Here is a 17,691-nt window from a genome sequence, read left to right as displayed (position 1 = left end):
CGCAGTTTTGTCATGGCTTGCCACTCACAAGACGCTTACCATTCGCTTCGATTGATCTGCTCCTGGGGAGAGGAGCAGGTTTCACGGGAGGAGACTGATGGTGCAACCTGCGCATCTGAGCCTGCATGTCCCCGAACCTGCCGTTCGGCCGGGCGGCCAGCCCGATTTTTCCAACGTCAAGATTGCCAAGGCCGGATCGGTGCCGAGGCCTCCGGTCGATGCGGCGGCCGAAGATATCCGTGACCTGGCCTATTCGATCATCCGGGTTTTGAACCGCGATGGCGAGGCCGTCGGCCCTTGGGCAGGCCTGCTGACGGACGACGAATTGCGAACCGGCCTGCGCCATATGATGACGCTCCGAGCCTTCGACGCCCGGATGCTGATGGCACAGCGCCAGGGCAAGACCTCCTTCTACATGCAGCATCTGGGTGAGGAAGCCGTCAGCTGCGCCTTTCGCAAGGCGCTCAAAAAAGGCGATATGAACTTCCCGACCTATCGGCAGGCCGGACTTCTGATCGCCGACGACTATCCCATGGTCGAGATGATGAACCAGATCTTCTCGAACGAGGCCGATCCCCTGCGCGGGCGGCAATTGCCGATCATGTATTCCTCGAAGGAGCATGGCTTCTTCACCATTTCCGGCAATCTCGCCACCCAGTATGTCCAGGCCGTCGGCTGGGCCATGGCATCGGCGATCAAGAATGACAGCCGCATTGCCGCAGCCTGGATCGGCGACGGTTCGACAGCCGAATCGGATTTTCACTCGGCTCTGGTTTTCGCCTCGACCTACCGGGCGCCCGTGGTCCTCAATGTCGTCAACAATCAGTGGGCGATCTCCACTTTTCAGGGCATTGCCCGCGGCGGTTCAGGCACTTTTGCTGCCCGTGGGCTGGGCTTTGGCATTCCGGCGCTCAGGGTCGATGGGAACGACTATCTGGCTGTCTATGCGGTCGCATGCTGGGCCGCCGAGAGGGCCAGGCGTAATCTCGGCCCGACGCTTGTCGAATACGTAACATATCGGGTCGGCGCGCATTCCACATCCGACGATCCGGGCGCTTACCGCCCGAAAACGGAATCCGAAGCCTGGCCTCTCGGGGATCCGGTGCTGCGGCTGAAGAAACACCTGATCAACAGAGGCGCATGGTCGGAGGAACGGCATGTGCAGGCCGAAGCCGAGATCCTGGACGAGGTGATCACGGCCCAGCGAAAGGCCGAGGAAAACGGCACGCTGCATGCCGGCGGCAAACCTTCGGTGCGGGACATCTTCGAAGGTGTCTATGCCGAAATGCCGCCGCACCTGCGCCGCCAGCGTCAGAAGGCAGGATACTGACATGGCCAGAATGACGATGATCGAAGCGGTCCGCAGCGCCATGGACGTCTCCATGGAGCGCGACGACGACGTGGTCGTGTTTGGTGAGGACGTCGGTTATTTCGGCGGTGTGTTCCGCTGCACCCAAGGTCTGCAGGCAAAATATGGAAAGACCCGCTGCTTCGACACGCCGATCAACGAATCCGGCATCGTGGGAGCCGCAATCGGCATGGCGGCCTATGGCCTGAAGCCCTGCGTCGAGATCCAGTTCGCAGACTACATGTATCCCGCCTATGACCAGCTGACCCAGGAGGCGGCCCGCATCCGCTATCGGTCGAATGGCGACTTTACCTGCCCGATCGTGGTGCGCATGCCAACCGGCGGCGGCATTTTCGGCGGACAGACCCACAGCCAGAGCCCGGAAGCACTGTTCACCCATGTCTGCGGCCTGAAAGTGGTTGTCCCGTCCAATCCCTATGACGCCAAGGGCCTGCTGACCGCTGCGATTGCGGATCCGGATCCGGTCATCTTTCTGGAGCCCAAGCGCCTCTATAACGGCCCCTTCGACGGCCATCACGACCGGCCCGTGACGCCCTGGTCCCGCCATGAACTGGGCGAGGTGCCGGAAGGCTATTACACCATCCCGATCGGCAAGGCGGATATCCGCCGCGAGGGTTCCGCCGTTACCGTGATCACCTACGGGACCATGGTGCATGTGGCGCTGGCCGCAGCTGAGGAGACCGGCATCGACGCTGAAGTCATCGATCTCAGAAGCCTGATGCCGCTCGATCTCGACACGATCGTCAAGTCGGTCACCAAAACGGGCCGATGCGTCGTGGTGCATGAGGCGACACTGACCTCCGGTTTCGGCGGCGAAATCGTGTCGCTGGTGCAGGAGCATTGCTTCTACCATCTGGAAGCGCCGGTCATGCGCGTGGCCGGTTGGGATACGCCCTATCCGCATGCGCAGGAATGGGACTATTTCCCGGGACCTGCGCGGGTCGGCCGCGCGCTCATCGACGTCATGGAGGCCTGAGCCATGGGCGAATTCACGATCAAGATGCCCGATGTCGGCGAAGGCGTGGCCGAGGCTGAGCTTGTCGAATGGATGGTGAAGATCGGTGATCCCGTGCGCGAGGACATGATGGTCGCCGCTGTGATGACCGACAAGGCGACCGTGGAGATCCCCACACCCGTCAGTGGCACAGTGGTCTGGCTTGGCGGCGAAGTGGGAGACACGATCGCGGTCAAGGCGCCCCTCATCCGGATCGCAACGGATGGTGCAGACGAGAAGCCGGCGACACCGGAGACGGTGGACGCGACAACCGAGCCGCAACAGGCAACGACAACCAACGAACCGGCACTCATGCCGCCCAAGTCTGCCACGCCGGCAGCACCAGCCACACCTCCGGCCCGACAACCCTCACCCGAATTCGACAAGCCGCTCGCCGCCCCCTCGGTCCGCCTGCTGGCGCGCGAGAACGGCATCGACCTGCGCCTGTTGCGCGGATCGGGTCCGGCCGGACGCATTCTGCGCGAGGATGTCGAGCACTATCTCGCTCGCGGTGCCGATCCAGCCCCTGCGGTCTCCGGGCTCGCCAAGAAGACCGCGCGCGAGGAGATCAAGCTGACCGGCCTTCGGCGCCGGATCGCCGAGAAGATGGTCGTCTCCACCTCCCGCATTCCCCACATCACCTATGTGGAGGAAGTGGACGTCACAGCGCTTGAAGAACTGCGCGCCAAGATGAATGCCGAACGCCGGCCTGACCAGCCAAAGCTCACGCTCCTGCCCTTCCTGATGCGCGCCATGGTCAAGGCGGTCGTCGAGCAACCTGATGTCAACGCCACCTTCGACGACGATGCCGGCGTGCTCACCCGTTTCGGCGCGGTGCATATCGGCATCGCCACCCAGACCGCCGCCGGTCTTGCCGTGCCGGTGGTCAAACATGCCGAGGCGCGGGGCATATGGGATTGCGCAAGCGAGATGAACCGGCTTGCCGAAGCCACCCGCGCCGGCACGGCGACGCGGGACGAGCTGACCGGCTCGACCATCACCATCACCTCGCTCGGAGCACTTGGCGGCATTGTCTCGACCCCGGTCATCAACCATCCGGAAGTCGCCATCGTCGGCGTCAACAAGATCGCCATACGACCGATCTGGGACGGCACGCAGTTTGTGCCGCGCAAGATGATGAACCTGTCTTCCAGCTTCGATCACCGCATCGTCGATGGCTGGAATGCTGCGACCTTCGTCCAGCGCCTGCGGGTGCTGATGGAGACCCCGGCGCTGATCTTTATAGAGGGCTGAGCCATGAAAGAGATTTTTTGCAAGCTCCTCGTCATCGGCGCCGGTCCAGGTGGCTATGTCTGCGCCATCAAGGCAGGACAGCTCGGCATCGATACCGTCATCGTTGAAGAGGGCCGTCCTGGCGGCACCTGCCTGACGATCGGCTGCATCCCGTCCAAGGCGCTGATCCATGCCGCAGAGACCTTCGACAAAGCGCGGGCGCTGTCCGCCGGCGAGAACGCGCTTGGCATCCGCGTCGAAGGCGCGTCCATCGATCTGTCCAAGACCATGGCCTGGAAGGACGCCATCGTCGGCCGGCTGACCGGTGGCGTCTCCGGCCTCCTGCAGAAGGCGCGGGTCAAGATCGTTCACGGCCGCGCCCGTTTTCGGGACGGCAAGACGGTGGAGGTGGAAACCGAGACCGGCCTGCAGGTCATCCGCGCAGAAACCATTGTGATCGCGACCGGCTCCGATCCCGTCGAGCTCCCGGCCCTTCCTTTCGGCGGCAAGGTCATTTCCTCTACCGAGGCACTGTCGCTGACGGAACTGCCCAAACGGCTCGTTGTGGTGGGCGGTGGATACATCGGACTGGAACTCGGAACCGCCTTCGCCCGCATGGGATCTGAAGTCACCGTGGTCGAGGCGACCTCGCAGATCCTGCCGCTCTACGACGCCGATCTGGTCAAACCGGTTCTGCGCCGGCTGGGCGAACGCGGCATCAAGGTGCTGACGGACGCAAGGGCCGTGGGGCTATCCGACACGGGCGAGGCACTGGTCGTCGAGACCGCCGAGGGACGGCGCGAACTGCCGGCAGACCGCATTCTCGTCGCCGTCGGACGGCGGCCCCGCACCACGGGTTCGGGCCTCGAAGAACTCGATCTCGACCGGATAGGCTCGTTCCTGCAGGTCGATGACCGCTGCCACACATCCATGCGCGGGGTCTATGCGATCGGCGACGTGACCGGCGAGCCGATGCTGGCGCATCGTGCCATGGCGCAGGGCGAAATGGTCGCCGAGATCGTCGCCGGCCGCAAGCGCGCCTGGGACAAGCGCTGCATCCCCGCCATCTGCTTCACCGACCCTGAAATCGTCAGCGCCGGCCTCTTGCCGGAGGAAGCCCGCAGCCATGGCTTCGATGTCAAGATCGGCCAGTTCCCTTTCACAGCGAATGGACGGGCGATGACGGTGGAGGATGAAGACGGCTTCGTTCGTGTCGTGGCGCGCGCTGATAGCCACGCCGTGCTGGGTCTGCAGGCCGTTGGGGCGGGTGTCTCCGAATTTGCCTCGACCTTTGCGATCGCCATCGAAATGGGTGCTCGGCTGGAGGACATAGCCGCCACCATCCATGCCCATCCCACACGCGGCGAAGCCCTGCAGGAAGCAGCACTCAAGGCGCTGGGACACGCACTGCACATATGACCGGCCTTCCGGTTCGCATGATCTAAAATCGCAGAGGAAGCCCCATGACCGAATTGGACTTCAGGCTTGGCGAAACAGCGGAGATGATCCGCGACACGACCGCGCGCTTTGCCCGCGAGCGCATCGCTCCGATCGCTACGGACGTCGATAAGCATGATCGTTTCCCGGTCGAACTCTGGCCGGCCATGGGCGCGCTCGGCCTGCATGGCATCACGGTCGCGGAAGCGGACGGCGGTCTCGGCCTCGGCTATCTCGACCATGTCGTTGCCTGCGAGGAAATCAGTCGCGCTTCGGCCTCGGTGGGCCTGTCCTATGGCGCACATTCCAATCTCTGCATCAACCAGATCGCACGCTGGGGTTCGGATGAGCAGAAAGCGAAATACTTGCCCGGACTGATATCTGGAGACCATGTCGGCAGTCTCGCCATGTCTGAAGCTGGCGCCGGATCCGACGTTGTCTCGATGCGGCTGCGCGCCGACAGGGTCGAGGGCGGCTTCCGCCTGAACGGTACCAAATTTTGGATCACCAATGCCCCCTATGCCCAAACGCTCGTGGTCTATGCGAAGACGGAGCCGCAGGCTGGATCGAAAGGCATCACGGCCTTTCTCATCGAAAAGGATTTCACCGGCTTCTCGATCGGCCAGAAGATCGACAAGGTCGGTATGCGTGGTTCTCCCACGGCGGAACTTGTTTTCGAGGACTGCTTTGTCCCTGAGGAAAACGTCATGGGTCCGCTGAACGGCGGCGTGAAGGTGCTGATGTCCGGCCTCGACTACGAGCGGGTCGTGCTTTCGGGAATCCAGCTCGGCATCATGCAGGCCTGCCTCGACGTCGTCCTGCCCTATGTCAGGGAGCGCCGGCAGTTTGGCCGAGCGATCGGAAGCTTCCAGCTGATGCAGGCCAAGATCGCCGACATGGTCGTGGCGCTGAACTCCGCCCGCGCCTATGTCTATGCCGTGGCGCGGGCCTGCGATGCCGGCCAGACGACGCGCCAGGACGCCGCCGGCGCAATTCTCTATGCCTCGGAAAGCGCGGTGAAGGTCGCCGAACAGGCGATCCAGGCCTTGGGCGGCGCGGGCTACACGAAGGATTGGCCGGTCGAACGCTACTGGCGCGATGCAAAACTCCTCGATATCGGCGCGGGCACCAACGAGGTGCGCCGGATGCTGATCGGCCGGGAGGTCATCGGCGCGGGAGAGACAAGCTGATGCCGATACTCTCGACCATGCTCGACCGCGACAGCGAAGGCTTCAAGGCCAATGCGGCCCGCAACGCCGCGCTTGCCGAAGAACTGCGGTCGAAGGTGGCCACCGCCGCATTGGGCGGGGCTGAAAGCCATCGCCAACGTCATGTCGCGCGTGGCAAGCTTCTGCCCCGCGACCGCGTGTTGCGGCTCCTCGACCCCGGCTCCCCTTTCCTGGAGATCGGGCAACTGGCGGCCGGCGGCATGTATGGTGACGAGGCGCCGGGCGCGGGCATGATCACGGGTATCGGCCGTGTCTCGGGTCGCGAATGCATGATCATTGCCCATGATCCGACGGTGAAGGGCGGCGCCTATTTCCCGATGACGGTAAAGAAGCATCTGAGAGCACAGGAGATTGCCTCGGAAAACCGCCTGCCCTGCATCTATCTGGTGGATTCCGGCGGCGCCAACCTGCCGCATCAGGCCGAGGTCTTCCCCGACCGCGATCATTTCGGCCGGATCTTCTACAATCAGGCGCAGATGTCTGCCGCCGGGATTCCGCAGATCGCCTGCGTTATGGGAAGCTGCACCGCGGGCGGCGCCTATGTGCCTGCCATGTCCGATGAGACGGTGATCGTCCGCAACCAGGGCACCATCTTTCTCGCCGGCCCACCTCTGGTCAAGGCCGCAACCGGCGAGGTGATCTCGGCCGAAGATCTGGGTGGTGCTGATGTCCACGCCCGCAAGTCCGGCCTTGTCGACCATGTCGCCGAGAACGACGAACACGCGCTTCTGATCGTGCGCGACGTCGTGGCGACACTGAACCGGCCAAAGACGGTGGACATCGAGCTTGCCAAGCCGCGCCCTCCCCTGTTCGACCCGAGTGAGCTCTACGGCGTGGTCCCGCAGGACCTGCGCACACCCTATGACGTGCGCGAGGTGATCGCCCGTCTCGTCGATGGGTCCGAACTGCAGGAGTTCAAGCCGCTCTACGGGGCAAGCCTTGTCTGCGGTTTTGCCCGTCTCTGGGGCATGCCCATCGCCATCCTCGCCAACAATGGCGTCCTGTTTTCCGAAAGTGCCCTGAAGGGCGCCCACTTCATCGAACTCGCCTGCCAGAGGCGCATTCCGCTGCTCTTCCTGCAGAACATTTCTGGCTTCATGGTCGGCGGGAAATACGAGGCGGAAGGCATCGCCAAACACGGCGCCAAGCTGGTGACCGCAGTCGCGGGCGCACAGGTGCCGAAAGTCACCGTGCTGATCGGCGGCAGTTTCGGGGCCGGCAATTACGGCATGTGCGGTCGAGCCTTTCAGCCGCGCTTCCTGTTTTCCTGGCCGAATGCCCGCATTTCGGTGATGGGAGGCGAGCAGGCCGCCTCTGTCCTGGCGACCGTCCATCGCGACGCCGAAGGCTGGACGGCGGAGGAGGCCGAGGCCTTCAAGGCGCCGATCCGCCAGAAATACGAGGACGAAGGCAACCCCTATTACGCGACGGCCCGGATGTGGGACGACGGCATAATCGACCCCGCCCAGACCCGCGACGTGCTTGGCGTCGCCCTTTCCGCAACGCTGAACGCCCCGATCCCAGAACGGGCGCAGTTCGGCATTTTCCGGATGTGAGGCGAAGATGATGGAAAGCCTCTTGATTGCCAATCGCGGTGAAATCGCAAGGCGGATCATTCGCACGGCAAAACGGCTCGGCATCCGAACGATTGCGGTGCATTCGGATGTGGATGCTGGCATGGCGTTCGTGCGCGAGGCCGATGAGGCGCTGCCGATCGGTCCGGCGCCGGCCCGCGACAGCTACCTGCGCCAGAACGGCATACTGGAGGCCGCCAGGAAGAGCGGCGCCCGGGCCATCCATCCGGGTTACGGCTTCCTGTCGGAAAATGCCGAGTTTGCCGAAGCCGTGATCGCCGCCGGGCTTGTCTGGGTCGGGGCACCGCCCCCTGCCATCAGGGCCATGGGCCTCAAAGATGCTGCCAAACAACGGATGATCGCGGCCGGCGTCCCGGTGACGCCCGGGTACCTCGGGGAAGACCAGAGCCCGGAACGACTGCAGAGCGAGGCCGATGCCATCGGCTATCCGGTGCTGATCAAGGCGGTGGCCGGCGGCGGCGGCAAGGGCATGCGCCGCGTTGAACGCTCCGAGGATTTCCTCACCGCCTTGGCCAGTTGCCGGCGCGAGGCAGCGTCCTCCTTCGGCGATGACCGCGTGCTGATCGAGAAATACATCCTCTCGCCGCGTCATATCGAAGTGCAGGTGTTCGGGGACACCAAAGGCAATGTCGTGCATCTCTTCGAACGCGACTGCTCGCTGCAACGCCGCCACCAGAAGGTGATCGAGGAAGCACCCGCCCCGGGCATGGATGCCGCAACCCGGGATGCAGTCTGCCAGGCCGCCGTCAAGGCAGCCCGCGCGGTCGATTATGTCGGCGCCGGCACGATCGAGTTCATCGCCGATGCCTCGGAAAGCCTGCGCGCCGATCGCATCTGGTTCATGGAAATGAACACACGCCTCCAGGTCGAGCATCCCGTGACCGAGGCGATCACCGGCCAGGATCTGGTCGAATGGCAATTGCGCATCGCATCTGGCGAGCCTCTGCCATTGAATCAGGATCAGCTTTCCATCACCGGCTGGGCCATGGAAGCCCGGCTCTATGCGGAAAATCCGGCAACCGGTTTCCTGCCGTCGATCGGTCGGCTCGATCATCTTCGTCTGCCGGATACGCTTCGGATCGACAGCGGCGTCGAACAGGGAGATGAAGTCACCACGCATTATGATCCGATGCTGGCCAAACTCATCAGCCACGGCGCCAGCCGGCAAGAGGCGATCCGCAAGCTTTGCGAAGGTACGGGCAAGGTTGAGGTCTGGCCGGTGCACAGCAATGCCGGTTTCCTCGTCCGCACGCTCCGCCATCCCGACTTCCTGGCAGGCGCCGTCGACACCGGCTTCATCGAGCGACATGTCGAAGACCTTGTGCCACCAGGTGGACCGGCTGAAGCGGTTTTGCAGGCCGCTGCAACGGCCCTGTTACCGAAACAATCGCAGGATGTCTGGACGGCTCTGACGGGGTTTCGCCTCAATGCCGAGATCGACCGGCAGGTGGCCGTCGACGTTGGAAAGAGGCCTTATCTGGTTCAGGTGAATGGCGCTCAAACGACGGTGCGAATGGAAAACGGGGTTCTTTTCCATGATGGCGAGGCCTGGGAGTTCGGAACACCGCGGGCCGGGCATGCTGGTCATGGTGGAGGCTCCAGCGACGGCGCCATCATCGCGCCAATGCCGGGTATCATTATCGCCGTTTCCGTTGCCAAGGATGACCTCGTCAAACGCGGCCAGCCGCTGATCGCCATCGAGGCCATGAAAATGGAGCAGGTGCTGCATGCGCCTTTCGATGGCACAGTTGCCGAACTGAAAGCCTGCCTGGGCAGCCAGGTCGTCGAGGGCAGCCTGCTCGTCAGGATCGAGGGAGACGGATGATGGCCGGACGCTATTTCGAAGACTGGAAACTGGGCGACAGGATCTCTCACGAGATCCGGCGCACTGTGACCGAAACGGACAACCTGATGTTCACACTGATGACCCACAATCCGCAGCCGCTGCATCTCGATGTCGAAGCGGCGAAGGCGAGCGAATTCGGCCAGATCCTCGTCAACGGCACCTTCACCTTTTCGCTGATGGTCGGCCTGTCGGTCGGCGATACCACGCTCGGCACACTGGTTGCCAATCTGGGCTACGACAAGGTCGTCATGCCGAAGCCGGTCTTCATCGGCGACACGATGCGGGCAGAAACCGAGATCGCAGACCTCAGAGAAAGTCGATCACGCCCGACCGCCGGCATCGTCACCTTCCGGCATGAGCTCTTCAACCAGCGGGGCGAGCTGGTCTGCCAGTGCCTGCGCTCCGCACTCGTCTGGCGGAGGCCGCAATGAGGCTGCGCTCGCTGCTCTTCGTGCCGGGCGACAGACCCAATCGCATGGAGAAGGCACTCGGCTGCGGCGCCGATGCCCTGATCCTGGACCTCGAGGATTCCGTGACGCTGGACGCCAAGCCTGCGGCCCGGCGGGCGGCGGCGGACTTCCTCCGCCTGACCAAAGGCAGAATCCGACTTTTCGTCCGTATCAACCCGCTCGACAGCGACCTTCTGGACGACGATCTCGCCGCGATCCTTGAAGTGCCGCCGGACGGGCTGGTGCTGCCGAAGGCGGAGGGGGCTTCAACGGTAGAAGCCCTGAGCGCAAAAGCGCCCGGCATCCCCGTCCTGCCGATCGCGACCGAGACCCCGGCCGCGATCTTCCAGCTGGGCTCCTACGCATCCGTGCGACATCGTCTTCTCGGCCTCACATGGGGCGCGGAAGACCTGCCGGCCGCCATCGGAGCGGCTGGCGCACGCGACGAGACGGGCAGCTACACCGCCCCTTACGAACTCGCCCGCTCCCTGACCTTGTTCGGCGCCCACGCGGCCGGCGTGGCTGCGATCGAGACCGTTTACCCCGCGCTTGCCGATGCGGATGGGCTTGCCGTCTATGCGCGGCGCGCCCGCTTCGATGGCTTCAACGGCATGATGGCGATCCATCCCGCGCAGGTGCCCGTCATCAACCAGGCATTCACGCCTTCCGCAAAGGAATTGGCCGAAGCCCAGGCGATCGTCGACGCTTTTGCGGCCAATCCCGGCAAAGGCGCGCTCCGTTTCGCCGGCCGAATGATCGACGCACCGCATCTCAAACAGGCGAAACGTCTGCTTGAATACACGGATGACAGGCCCTGAAATTGATTGCCACAAGCTCACCACCGAGGAGATGGCATCTAAGCCAGCGGCTTCATCCAGACGTCATCTGAACGTGGCAAAGGACGAGGGAAACTCGGGAGCCCAAAGCCTTGCCGCGTCTTACTCTTTCCACCGTCACCAAGCGATTCGACGATTTTCAGGCTGTCGACGGCGTCTCGCTCACAATCCCCGACGGTGCATTTCTCGCCCTGCTCGGTCCTTCGGGCTCAGGCAAGACCACCGTGCTGCGGCTGATCGCGGGGCTGGAGGCGCCTGACGGGGGCGAAATTCGCTTCAACGAGACGATCGTCGCCGGTGATGGTACCTTCCTTACTCCAGAGAAGCGTGGGATCGGCATGGTATTCCAGTCCTATGCGCTGTGGCCGACGATGACCGTGCGCGGCAACATCGAATTTGGCCTGAAGGTCGGCGGATTGAAACCCCGGGAACGCGCCGCACGGATCGAGGAGGTGCTGAAGGTCGTCGGCCTCGCGGGTCTCGGCGACAGACGCCCGCACGAGCTGTCCGGCGGACAGCGTCAGCGTGTGGCGCTGGCCCGCTCACTTGCGACCCGACCCAATCTGATCCTCCTCGACGAACCGCTCGCCAATCTCGACGCACATCTGCGCGAGGCAATGCTTGTCGAATTCCGTCGCATCCACAGCCTGACCGGCTCCACCTTCGTCTTCGTCACCCATGACCAGGACGAGGCCATGGCGGTCGCGACCCATGTGGCCGTCATGGACCACGGTCGGCTGGAGCAATTGGCAACGCCGGAGGAGCTCTACCGGAAACCAGCCTCGCCGATGGTCGCCCGCTTCATCGGGCGCGGCCGCACACTGCCGGTCCAGGTGATCAAATCGGAAGCCGGCCGGACCCGGGTGATGCTTGGCCAGCAACTTCTCGACATGCCGGGAAATGCACCCGTCGGCTATGGCTGGCTCTGCTTTCATGCCTCGGATCTCAAGCGCGTCAACGAGGGCGGACATCTGAAGACCGAGCTCGTCGGCCAGGTCTTTCAGAACGGCAGCCTTCTCAGCCATTGCCTGCCGACCGAGATCGACGGCGACGTCGTCAGCCTGCCACTCGACGAGCGGATCGCGCCGGGCACGCCGATCGAACTTGTCATCACGGACGGCTGGGTGATCGGCGAAGGCGGGGGCACTCCCAGCAACGGCGATGTCACACGAAGATCATCGACCTGTCGTCCGGGCGTCATCTCGCTGCGCTAGGCGACAACTCCTGCCAGCCCCAGGGCCGGCATTCGACAGTTTCCGGGCCTGCTCCGCCCCTTCAATGAGGTTTCCATGTTTATCCGCACGCTCCTCACCACCACGATCCTTGCCAGTCTCGCCTTCACCGCACAGGCCGAGGACACGATCACCGTCTATACCTCGCAGCCGCAGGATCAGATGACCCAGGTCATCGAAGCCTTTAACGCCGACCACCCGGAAATCAAAGTGGAGCTCTTCCGCTCCGGCACCACCGAAGTCATGGCCAAGCTGCAGGCCGAATATGCCGCCGGCAATAGCCCCGCCGACGTCATTCTGATCGCCGACACTGTCGCGATGACCCAGCTGAAGAACGACGACCGCCTGCTCGCCTTCACCGACGCTGCGGTCGAGGGCATCGATCCGGCCTTCATCGATGCCGACAAGACTTTCTTCGGCACCAAGGTGATCACCACCGGCATCGTTTACAACACCGATCTCGTGAAGACGGCCCCGACAAGCTGGAACGACCTGCTCGCGGCTGACGCTGCCAAGAGCCTGATCATGCCGAGCCCGCTTTATTCGGGTGCCGCCGTCATCCATGTCGGCACCATGACGCAGCAACCGGAATTCGGCTGGGCATACTATGAGAATCTGGCAGAGGCCGGCGCCGTTGCCGGTCAGGGCAATGGCACGGTCATCGAGGCCGTTGCGCGCGGCGAGAAGGCCTATGGCATCATTATCGAATACATGGCGCTCAATGCAAAGAAGAAGGGCTCGCCCGTCGACTTCGTCTTCCCGGCCGAAGGCGTGAGCTCGATCACCCAGCCGGTTGCCGTATTGAAGGGCTCGGATGCAGTGGACGCTGCCAAGACCTTCGTTTCCTGGCAGCTGTCGAAGACCGCGCAGGAACAGGCGACCGCCCAGGGTTACTTCCCGATCCTGCCCGGCGTCACCCAGCCGGAAGGCTATCCTGCCCTTTCGACGCTGAAGATTCTGCCTGCCAACAGCGATGCCATGCTGAAGGCCGACACAGAGAACAAGGAAAAGTTCGCCAAGCTCTTCGGCGGCTGATCCTAGCATGCGTGACACCGCCTGGGGCAAGACCCGAAAGGCTATACCGGCTTGGGGAGGCGAGCATCTGCTCGTCTCCCTTCTCGTTCTCTATGTCGCCGCAACGACGCTCTGGCCGCTCGCCCGGCTGTTTGCCAGCGCCTTCCAGCCCGGCGAGGACGGTACACCGCTCGGGTTGATGCTTGCCACCTTGTCCAGCCGCTCGACGCTCAGGGCGCTTTCCGGCACGCTGCAGACGGCCCTTCTGTCTGTCGTCGTCTCGACGCTCATCGGCGTGGCGCTTGCCTTTGCCGTCAGCCTGCTCAAGCTCAGGACACGCGCAGCGCTGACCTTCCTCATCCTGATGCCGCTGATCGTGCCGTCGCAAACCATGGCGCTCGCCTGGATCGAACTCTTCGGCGCACAATCACCGATCCTCAAACCACTTGGCCTTGCCGCAGCGCCGGGTTCTACCAATCCACTCTATTCAGTGGGCGGAATAGCACTGGTCATGGGCATCGAGCACATGCCGCTCGTCTTCATCGCCGTGCGCGCCGCATTGCGGGCGCTGCCATCCGACCTGATCGAAGCTGCGCGCATTCTCGGCATCCCGCCCGGGCGGATCGGAACCGGCATCGTGCTGCCGATCGTCATGCCCTCGGTTCTCGCCGGCAGCCTGATCGCCTTCACCGCCGCGATCGGCAATTTCGGCGTGCCGGCACTGCTCGGCATTCCCGGCCGCATTTCTGTCCTGACGACTCTGATTTACCAGCGCCTCAACGGCTTTGGTCCGGCAGCGGCTGGCCAGGTGGCAACGCTGGCCCTCGTGCTCGCCGCAATGGCGGCGATCGCGATCGTCATGCGCAATGTCGTTGCAACCCGTCTCGCCGTGCCATTGCCGGCGGGCGCCCCATTCGTCGCGCGACGCAGCGCACCCGTGATCGAGATCCTGATCTGGATCCTTGTGCTGATCCTGTCTCTGGTCCCAATGGCGGCCCTCACGATGACCGCGCTCTTGCCGGCCATAGGCGTGGCATTCGGGCCAGATACGATCAGCCTCGATCAGTTCCACGCTGTCCTCGACAATCAGACTGTAAGACGCGCCTTTGCCAATTCGCTTTTGCTCGCGTTGATCACGGCTACCATCTCAATGCTCGTCGCCGTGCCGCTGGCGTTTGTGTCCAGGCGGCGGCAGAACCCGGTATTGCGACTGCTGGACATCATCATCGAAGCTCCCTGGGTTGTTCCCGGAACAGTCGTCGCCCTTGGCATGATCCTCGCCTTCCTGAAGCCTCTGCCGCTTGTCGGGATCTCGATCTATGGAACGATGATGATCCTCGTCATCGCCTACTTGGCGCGCTTCCTGCCACTGGTCCTGCGGCCGGTTGTTGCCGCGGCACAGTCAGCCGATCCCTCGCTTGACGAAGCCGCCCGCGTGACAGGCGCCGGGCTGTTGCGCCGCATCCTCGCGATCTTCCTGCCGGGTGTATTGCCCGCCGCGGCGGCCGGCGCGATCCTGGTGGTGATGACGGCGCTGAACGAACTGACGCTCTCGGCCCTGCTCTGGTCGTCCGGCAACGAAACGATCGGGGTCATGATCTTTGCCCTGCAATACGAAGGCAACTCGACCGCAGCAGCCGCGGTCGCCGTCCTGTCGACGCTTCTGGTCCTCATCCTCGCCGCTATCGCCACGGCCGCCGCCCACCGTCTGCCGAGGGGCACTCTGCCCTGGGTCGATTGATCCAGACGGATGCGGGCGATTGCCCCGAAAAAGTCATCGGACGTCAGAGGTGCCTGCTAAAGGCAAATGACGTGATGGACCTTGTAGCGCCAAGCTCTATCGCACCTATCTCCAACACACGGCGCAGGTGCGGAATGCACTAATGCTCTTCCTCGAGTTCGGTTATACTGCCCCTACCGAGCGTTATAAGAAGCTCGGAACCGATTACTTCAAAGGCGGATATTTTAAATTCGATGAGTTAACGGAGAAAAGGAGCGCATGATGGATCTACAAACAGTCCTGACGTTTAGCCTGGCGTTCTTCGTGTTTGCGGCGAGCCCCGGTCCTGATAATCTGACGATCTTGTCGAAGACCGTGTCCAGCGGCCCCGCCCATGGTGTCGCCTATGGTGTCGGCGTCGTTTGCAGCATCTTCGTCTTCGTCATCCTTGCGGCCATCGGCTTCAACGCCATCGCCCAATACATGAACGAAAACCTGCGCTTCATCCAATATGTCGGCGCTATCTACCTGATTTACACGGGCATCATGATGTGGCGCTCGAAGCCAGAGATCAAACCTCGCATGATGCGAGGTGGCCTGATCCGCCTGTTCCTCACGGGCTTCCTCCTCAACATCTCCAACCCCAAGATGCCGATCTTCTATTTGGCTTTACTGCCGGGGGTGCTCGGAATCCGTCCCCTCACCGTGTCCGATACCGTGGAACTGCTGCTTATCATTGCCCTGATAGAGGTGATCGTAGTCGGAGGGCATGTGCTCCTCGGCTACAAAGCAAAGACGGCCCTGTCTGATCCGAAAAAGATCGGCGTGCTCAATCGCGGAGCTGGAGCCCTGATGGTCGGGGCGGGCGTGCTGGTCGCCAGCCGCTGAGGCAAGGTCGCGCTGCAATTCAGTCCGAGCATAGACCGTAGAGCATTGGGGCACAGGCATTCGCGGGTGGTAAGTCGGCGAACGCCGTTCCGCTGGATAAAGGCAACCTCAGCCGATTACTGAGGCGGCCCATCAGAATGTCAACGCCGAGGTATCGCTAGAAGTCAGCGCCTTCAGAATACCCTTCTGGGTATGGTCGCCGCCTGGATTGCAAATGCGCGGGCTGGTCGGTTATCGCCTGCGAAACAGGGCCGACGCGGTGGCTTTCGCAGCTATTCAAACAGCAGTGTCGGTTCAATGCCGAGATTTTTCTGTGAGATCAGCAGGCGATCGGACCAAAGTGCGAGCGTGGAGAAGTGCTTCTCGAACAATCTCCATGCGCGGCCTTGTCTGGGTGAGGCTTCGAGTACGGCAAGTGCCGACGCGCCGTTGCCCGTCTGAATGCGCATCGAGCCTTCAAGATATGCGCCAACCAAGGTCCCGCGATCCTGTTCGGGCGGCGTTACCCAGCCAATGGGAAAATACCAGCGGTCCAATTTCTCCTGACGCTCACATATGACCCAACCGGCTAGTCCCCCTGCCCCATCAAAGATAGCCAGTGAAAATTCTGCGGAAAGGGCGTCCTTCCATGGGCGCGGGTCAGACCACGCGGGTGCCTCACCTGCGTCGACCATCGCCGCAGCTTGCTCGAGAACGCCGTCACCGGCTTCTTCCCAACTCAGATAGCGGACACCTTGGCGCTGCAGCCGCTTGAGCAGCGAATCCCAGGCCCTTGAGGTGGCAAACGTATCACCGACACGGCCACAGATGCGAATGCGGTCTGGTACAGGTTCAGCCCATGATTGTTTGCGCAACAAGCAGGACATCGCGTCGGCGCCAGGCAATATCGACGAATAGCTGGTGGTCACGGATGAGATTCCAAGAGCTGAAAGCTCGCCCTCAGCCGCCTGCATGAGGTCAGTCGCCAAGCCGCGACGTCGCCATTCCGGAGCGACAAACAGCGATAGAAGGGTGTGGGTTTTCGGTGTGTCTTCAGAAGGAGTTCTGGCAGACAACCACAATCCCACGGGGACGCTTCCCACGCATGCGGCCAGAGCCAGGCGATTGTCGCACTGCGCTGCCTCAAGAAACGGCCGATAGCTTTTCCAGGTGAGACCGGCACAGTCTTCCAGAAATTCTTTCTCACGTATGCTTTCAATTTGAATGAAATGTATGGAGTCATTCAGTCGTTCCAAAGCAAAGCCCCTGCGATATCAGCGTGGAAATTATCTACAGTGTGGTGCGACCGCCTTCAAAACCCTAAGTTATTTCTGCCCAGCTTTGGACGGTATCCAACGTCAGGATGATTATTGACCTTACCGTTTAAGACTCGATACTTGGAAAGTCTGAATATTCAGATGTCTATAAAGATGCTGGTGATAATATGTTAAATGCGCAAACTGATGTGATGTCCGACCTGCGACTTCACATTGAAAAGGCCGTGGTTGAAAAGGCGAACAACGACACTGCCTTCCGTGAACGTCTCAAACAGGACCCCCATGCGGCGTTGGCCGAAGTTCTGGAGCGGGAAAACCCACTCACGAACCTGAAGATCAACGTGATCGAGGAAAAGCCGGGCGAAGCCACGATCGTCTTGCGGGCCCCATTCAAGCTTGATGAATTGCCCGATGAACTGCTGGACCTTGCATCCGGCGGCACATCTTTCAGCGCCTTTATTCTCTACGGTCCTCCTTACCCGGAGAGGAAGCCGAAGTAAGGACCTGCCTCAGGGTCGCCCGGCTATTCCCTGTTGGGCGACCTAACCCCTAGAGCCTCGACCAAACCCCACGCGCCAGCTGGTCGGAAGAAC

15 protein-coding genes are annotated in these 17,691 nt (G+C 62.4%); 14 read left to right on the top strand and 1 reads right to left on the bottom strand.

Annotated features, from left to right (window positions below; translation table 11 throughout):
• Positions 1-97: 97 nt before the first annotated feature.
• The 13 genes from SJY08_RS00580 (at position 98) to SJY08_RS00520 (ending at position 15,842) form a co-directional block, all read left to right on the top strand.
• Positions 98-1,330 (top strand): 3-methyl-2-oxobutanoate dehydrogenase (2-methylpropanoyl-transferring) subunit alpha, encoded by a 1,233-nt coding sequence (locus SJY08_RS00580; protein WP_300887694.1) that lies wholly within the window; start codon positions 98-100, stop codon positions 1,328-1,330.
• A gap of 1 nt (position 1,331) precedes the next feature.
• Positions 1,332-2,345, top strand: coding sequence for an alpha-ketoacid dehydrogenase subunit beta (locus tag SJY08_RS00575; protein WP_054147729.1), 1,014 nt, complete (start codon positions 1,332-1,334; stop codon positions 2,343-2,345).
• Positions 2,346-2,348: 3 nt separating this feature from the next.
• Positions 2,349-3,617, top strand: a complete 1,269-nt coding sequence (locus SJY08_RS00570; protein ID WP_377274149.1) for a dihydrolipoamide acetyltransferase family protein — start codon at positions 2,349-2,351, stop codon at positions 3,615-3,617.
• 3 nt (positions 3,618-3,620) lie between these two features.
• Positions 3,621-5,015 carry a dihydrolipoyl dehydrogenase gene (lpdA, locus tag SJY08_RS00565; protein ID WP_377274147.1) on the top strand — a complete coding sequence of 465 codons (1,395 nt, stop codon included), beginning with the start codon at positions 3,621-3,623 and terminating at the stop codon, positions 5,013-5,015.
• A gap of 44 nt (positions 5,016-5,059) precedes the next feature.
• The gene (locus SJY08_RS00560; RefSeq protein WP_377274145.1) at positions 5,060-6,223 is read left to right on the top strand and encodes an isovaleryl-CoA dehydrogenase; all 1,164 of its coding nucleotides are present in this window, start codon (positions 5,060-5,062) and stop codon (positions 6,221-6,223) included.
• Positions 6,223-7,818 carry a carboxyl transferase domain-containing protein gene (locus tag SJY08_RS00555; RefSeq protein WP_377274143.1) on the top strand — a complete coding sequence of 532 codons (1,596 nt, stop codon included), beginning with the start codon at positions 6,223-6,225 and terminating at the stop codon, positions 7,816-7,818. The genes SJY08_RS00560 and SJY08_RS00555 overlap by 1 nt, the downstream gene beginning before the upstream one ends.
• Before the next feature lie 7 nt (positions 7,819-7,825).
• Entirely contained in the window at positions 7,826-9,682 is a 1,857-nt protein-coding gene (locus tag SJY08_RS00550; protein ID WP_377274141.1) for an acetyl/propionyl/methylcrotonyl-CoA carboxylase subunit alpha, read from the top strand.
• Positions 9,682-10,134: a MaoC family dehydratase gene (locus tag SJY08_RS00545; RefSeq protein WP_377274139.1), complete on the top strand. Its 453-nt coding sequence runs from the start codon at positions 9,682-9,684 to the stop codon at positions 10,132-10,134. Before SJY08_RS00550 ends, SJY08_RS00545 begins: the two co-directional genes overlap by 1 nt.
• Positions 10,131-10,970 (top strand): HpcH/HpaI aldolase/citrate lyase family protein, encoded by an 840-nt coding sequence (locus SJY08_RS00540; protein ID WP_377274137.1) that lies wholly within the window; start codon positions 10,131-10,133, stop codon positions 10,968-10,970. Before SJY08_RS00545 ends, SJY08_RS00540 begins: the two co-directional genes overlap by 4 nt.
• Before the next feature lie 110 nt (positions 10,971-11,080).
• Entirely contained in the window at positions 11,081-12,202 is a 1,122-nt protein-coding gene (locus SJY08_RS00535) for an ABC transporter ATP-binding protein (RefSeq protein ID WP_377274135.1), read from the top strand.
• Positions 12,203-12,277: 75 nt separating this feature from the next.
• A complete protein-coding gene (locus SJY08_RS00530) occupies positions 12,278-13,255 on the top strand; it encodes an ABC transporter substrate-binding protein (protein WP_377274133.1) in 978 nt (325 codons plus the stop codon).
• Between the two features lie 7 nt (positions 13,256-13,262).
• Positions 13,263-14,975 (top strand): ABC transporter permease, encoded by a 1,713-nt coding sequence (locus tag SJY08_RS00525; RefSeq protein ID WP_377274131.1) that lies wholly within the window; start codon positions 13,263-13,265, stop codon positions 14,973-14,975.
• 258 nt (positions 14,976-15,233) lie between these two features.
• Positions 15,234-15,842, top strand: a complete 609-nt coding sequence (locus tag SJY08_RS00520) for a LysE family translocator (protein ID WP_377274129.1) — start codon at positions 15,234-15,236, stop codon at positions 15,840-15,842.
• 272 nt (positions 15,843-16,114) lie between these two features.
• On the opposite strand, the gene SJY08_RS00515 is transcribed toward SJY08_RS00520, so the two are convergent.
• Complete coding sequence (locus tag SJY08_RS00515) at positions 16,115-17,077, bottom strand: GNAT family N-acetyltransferase (protein WP_377274127.1); 963 nt, start codon at positions 17,075-17,077, stop codon at positions 16,115-16,117.
• 188 nt (positions 17,078-17,265) lie between these two features.
• On the opposite strand from SJY08_RS00515, the gene SJY08_RS00510 reads away from it, so the two are divergent.
• Positions 17,266-17,598, top strand: a complete 333-nt coding sequence (locus SJY08_RS00510; RefSeq protein ID WP_082347527.1) for an NHLP leader peptide family natural product precursor — start codon at positions 17,266-17,268, stop codon at positions 17,596-17,598.
• The last annotated feature ends 93 nt before the right edge of the window (positions 17,599-17,691 follow it).

The organism is Rhizobium sp. R86522 (genome assembly GCF_042466255.1).
GTDB lineage: Bacteria > Pseudomonadota > Alphaproteobacteria > Rhizobiales > Rhizobiaceae > Allorhizobium.
The sequence above is the reverse complement of the archived record's forward strand: the minus strand, read 5'-3'. Positions and strand labels throughout refer to the sequence as shown.

Bases quoted from the DNA above. Each gene is read 5' to 3' on its own strand.
- SJY08_RS00580 (WP_300887694.1), top strand. From the start codon at position 98: ATGGTGCAACCTGCGCATCTGAGCCTGCATGTCCCCGAACCTGCCGTT.
- SJY08_RS00575 (WP_054147729.1), top strand. From the start codon at position 1,332: ATGGCCAGAATGACGATGATCGAAGCGGTCCGCAGCGCCATGGACGTC.
- SJY08_RS00570 (WP_377274149.1), top strand. From the start codon at position 2,349: ATGGGCGAATTCACGATCAAGATGCCCGATGTCGGCGAAGGCGTGGCC.
- lpdA (WP_377274147.1), top strand. From the start codon at position 3,621: ATGAAAGAGATTTTTTGCAAGCTCCTCGTCATCGGCGCCGGTCCAGGT.
- SJY08_RS00560 (WP_377274145.1), top strand. From the start codon at position 5,060: ATGACCGAATTGGACTTCAGGCTTGGCGAAACAGCGGAGATGATCCGC.
- SJY08_RS00555 (WP_377274143.1), top strand. From the start codon at position 6,223: ATGCCGATACTCTCGACCATGCTCGACCGCGACAGCGAAGGCTTCAAG.
- SJY08_RS00550 (WP_377274141.1), top strand. From the start codon at position 7,826: ATGATGGAAAGCCTCTTGATTGCCAATCGCGGTGAAATCGCAAGGCGG.
- SJY08_RS00545 (WP_377274139.1), top strand. From the start codon at position 9,682: ATGGCCGGACGCTATTTCGAAGACTGGAAACTGGGCGACAGGATCTCT.
- SJY08_RS00540 (WP_377274137.1), top strand. From the start codon at position 10,131: ATGAGGCTGCGCTCGCTGCTCTTCGTGCCGGGCGACAGACCCAATCGC.
- SJY08_RS00530 (WP_377274133.1), top strand. From the start codon at position 12,278: ATGTTTATCCGCACGCTCCTCACCACCACGATCCTTGCCAGTCTCGCC.
- SJY08_RS00525 (WP_377274131.1), top strand. From the start codon at position 13,263: ATGCGTGACACCGCCTGGGGCAAGACCCGAAAGGCTATACCGGCTTGG.
- SJY08_RS00520 (WP_377274129.1), top strand. From the start codon at position 15,234: ATGATGGATCTACAAACAGTCCTGACGTTTAGCCTGGCGTTCTTCGTG.
- SJY08_RS00510 (WP_082347527.1), top strand. From the start codon at position 17,266: ATGTTAAATGCGCAAACTGATGTGATGTCCGACCTGCGACTTCACATT.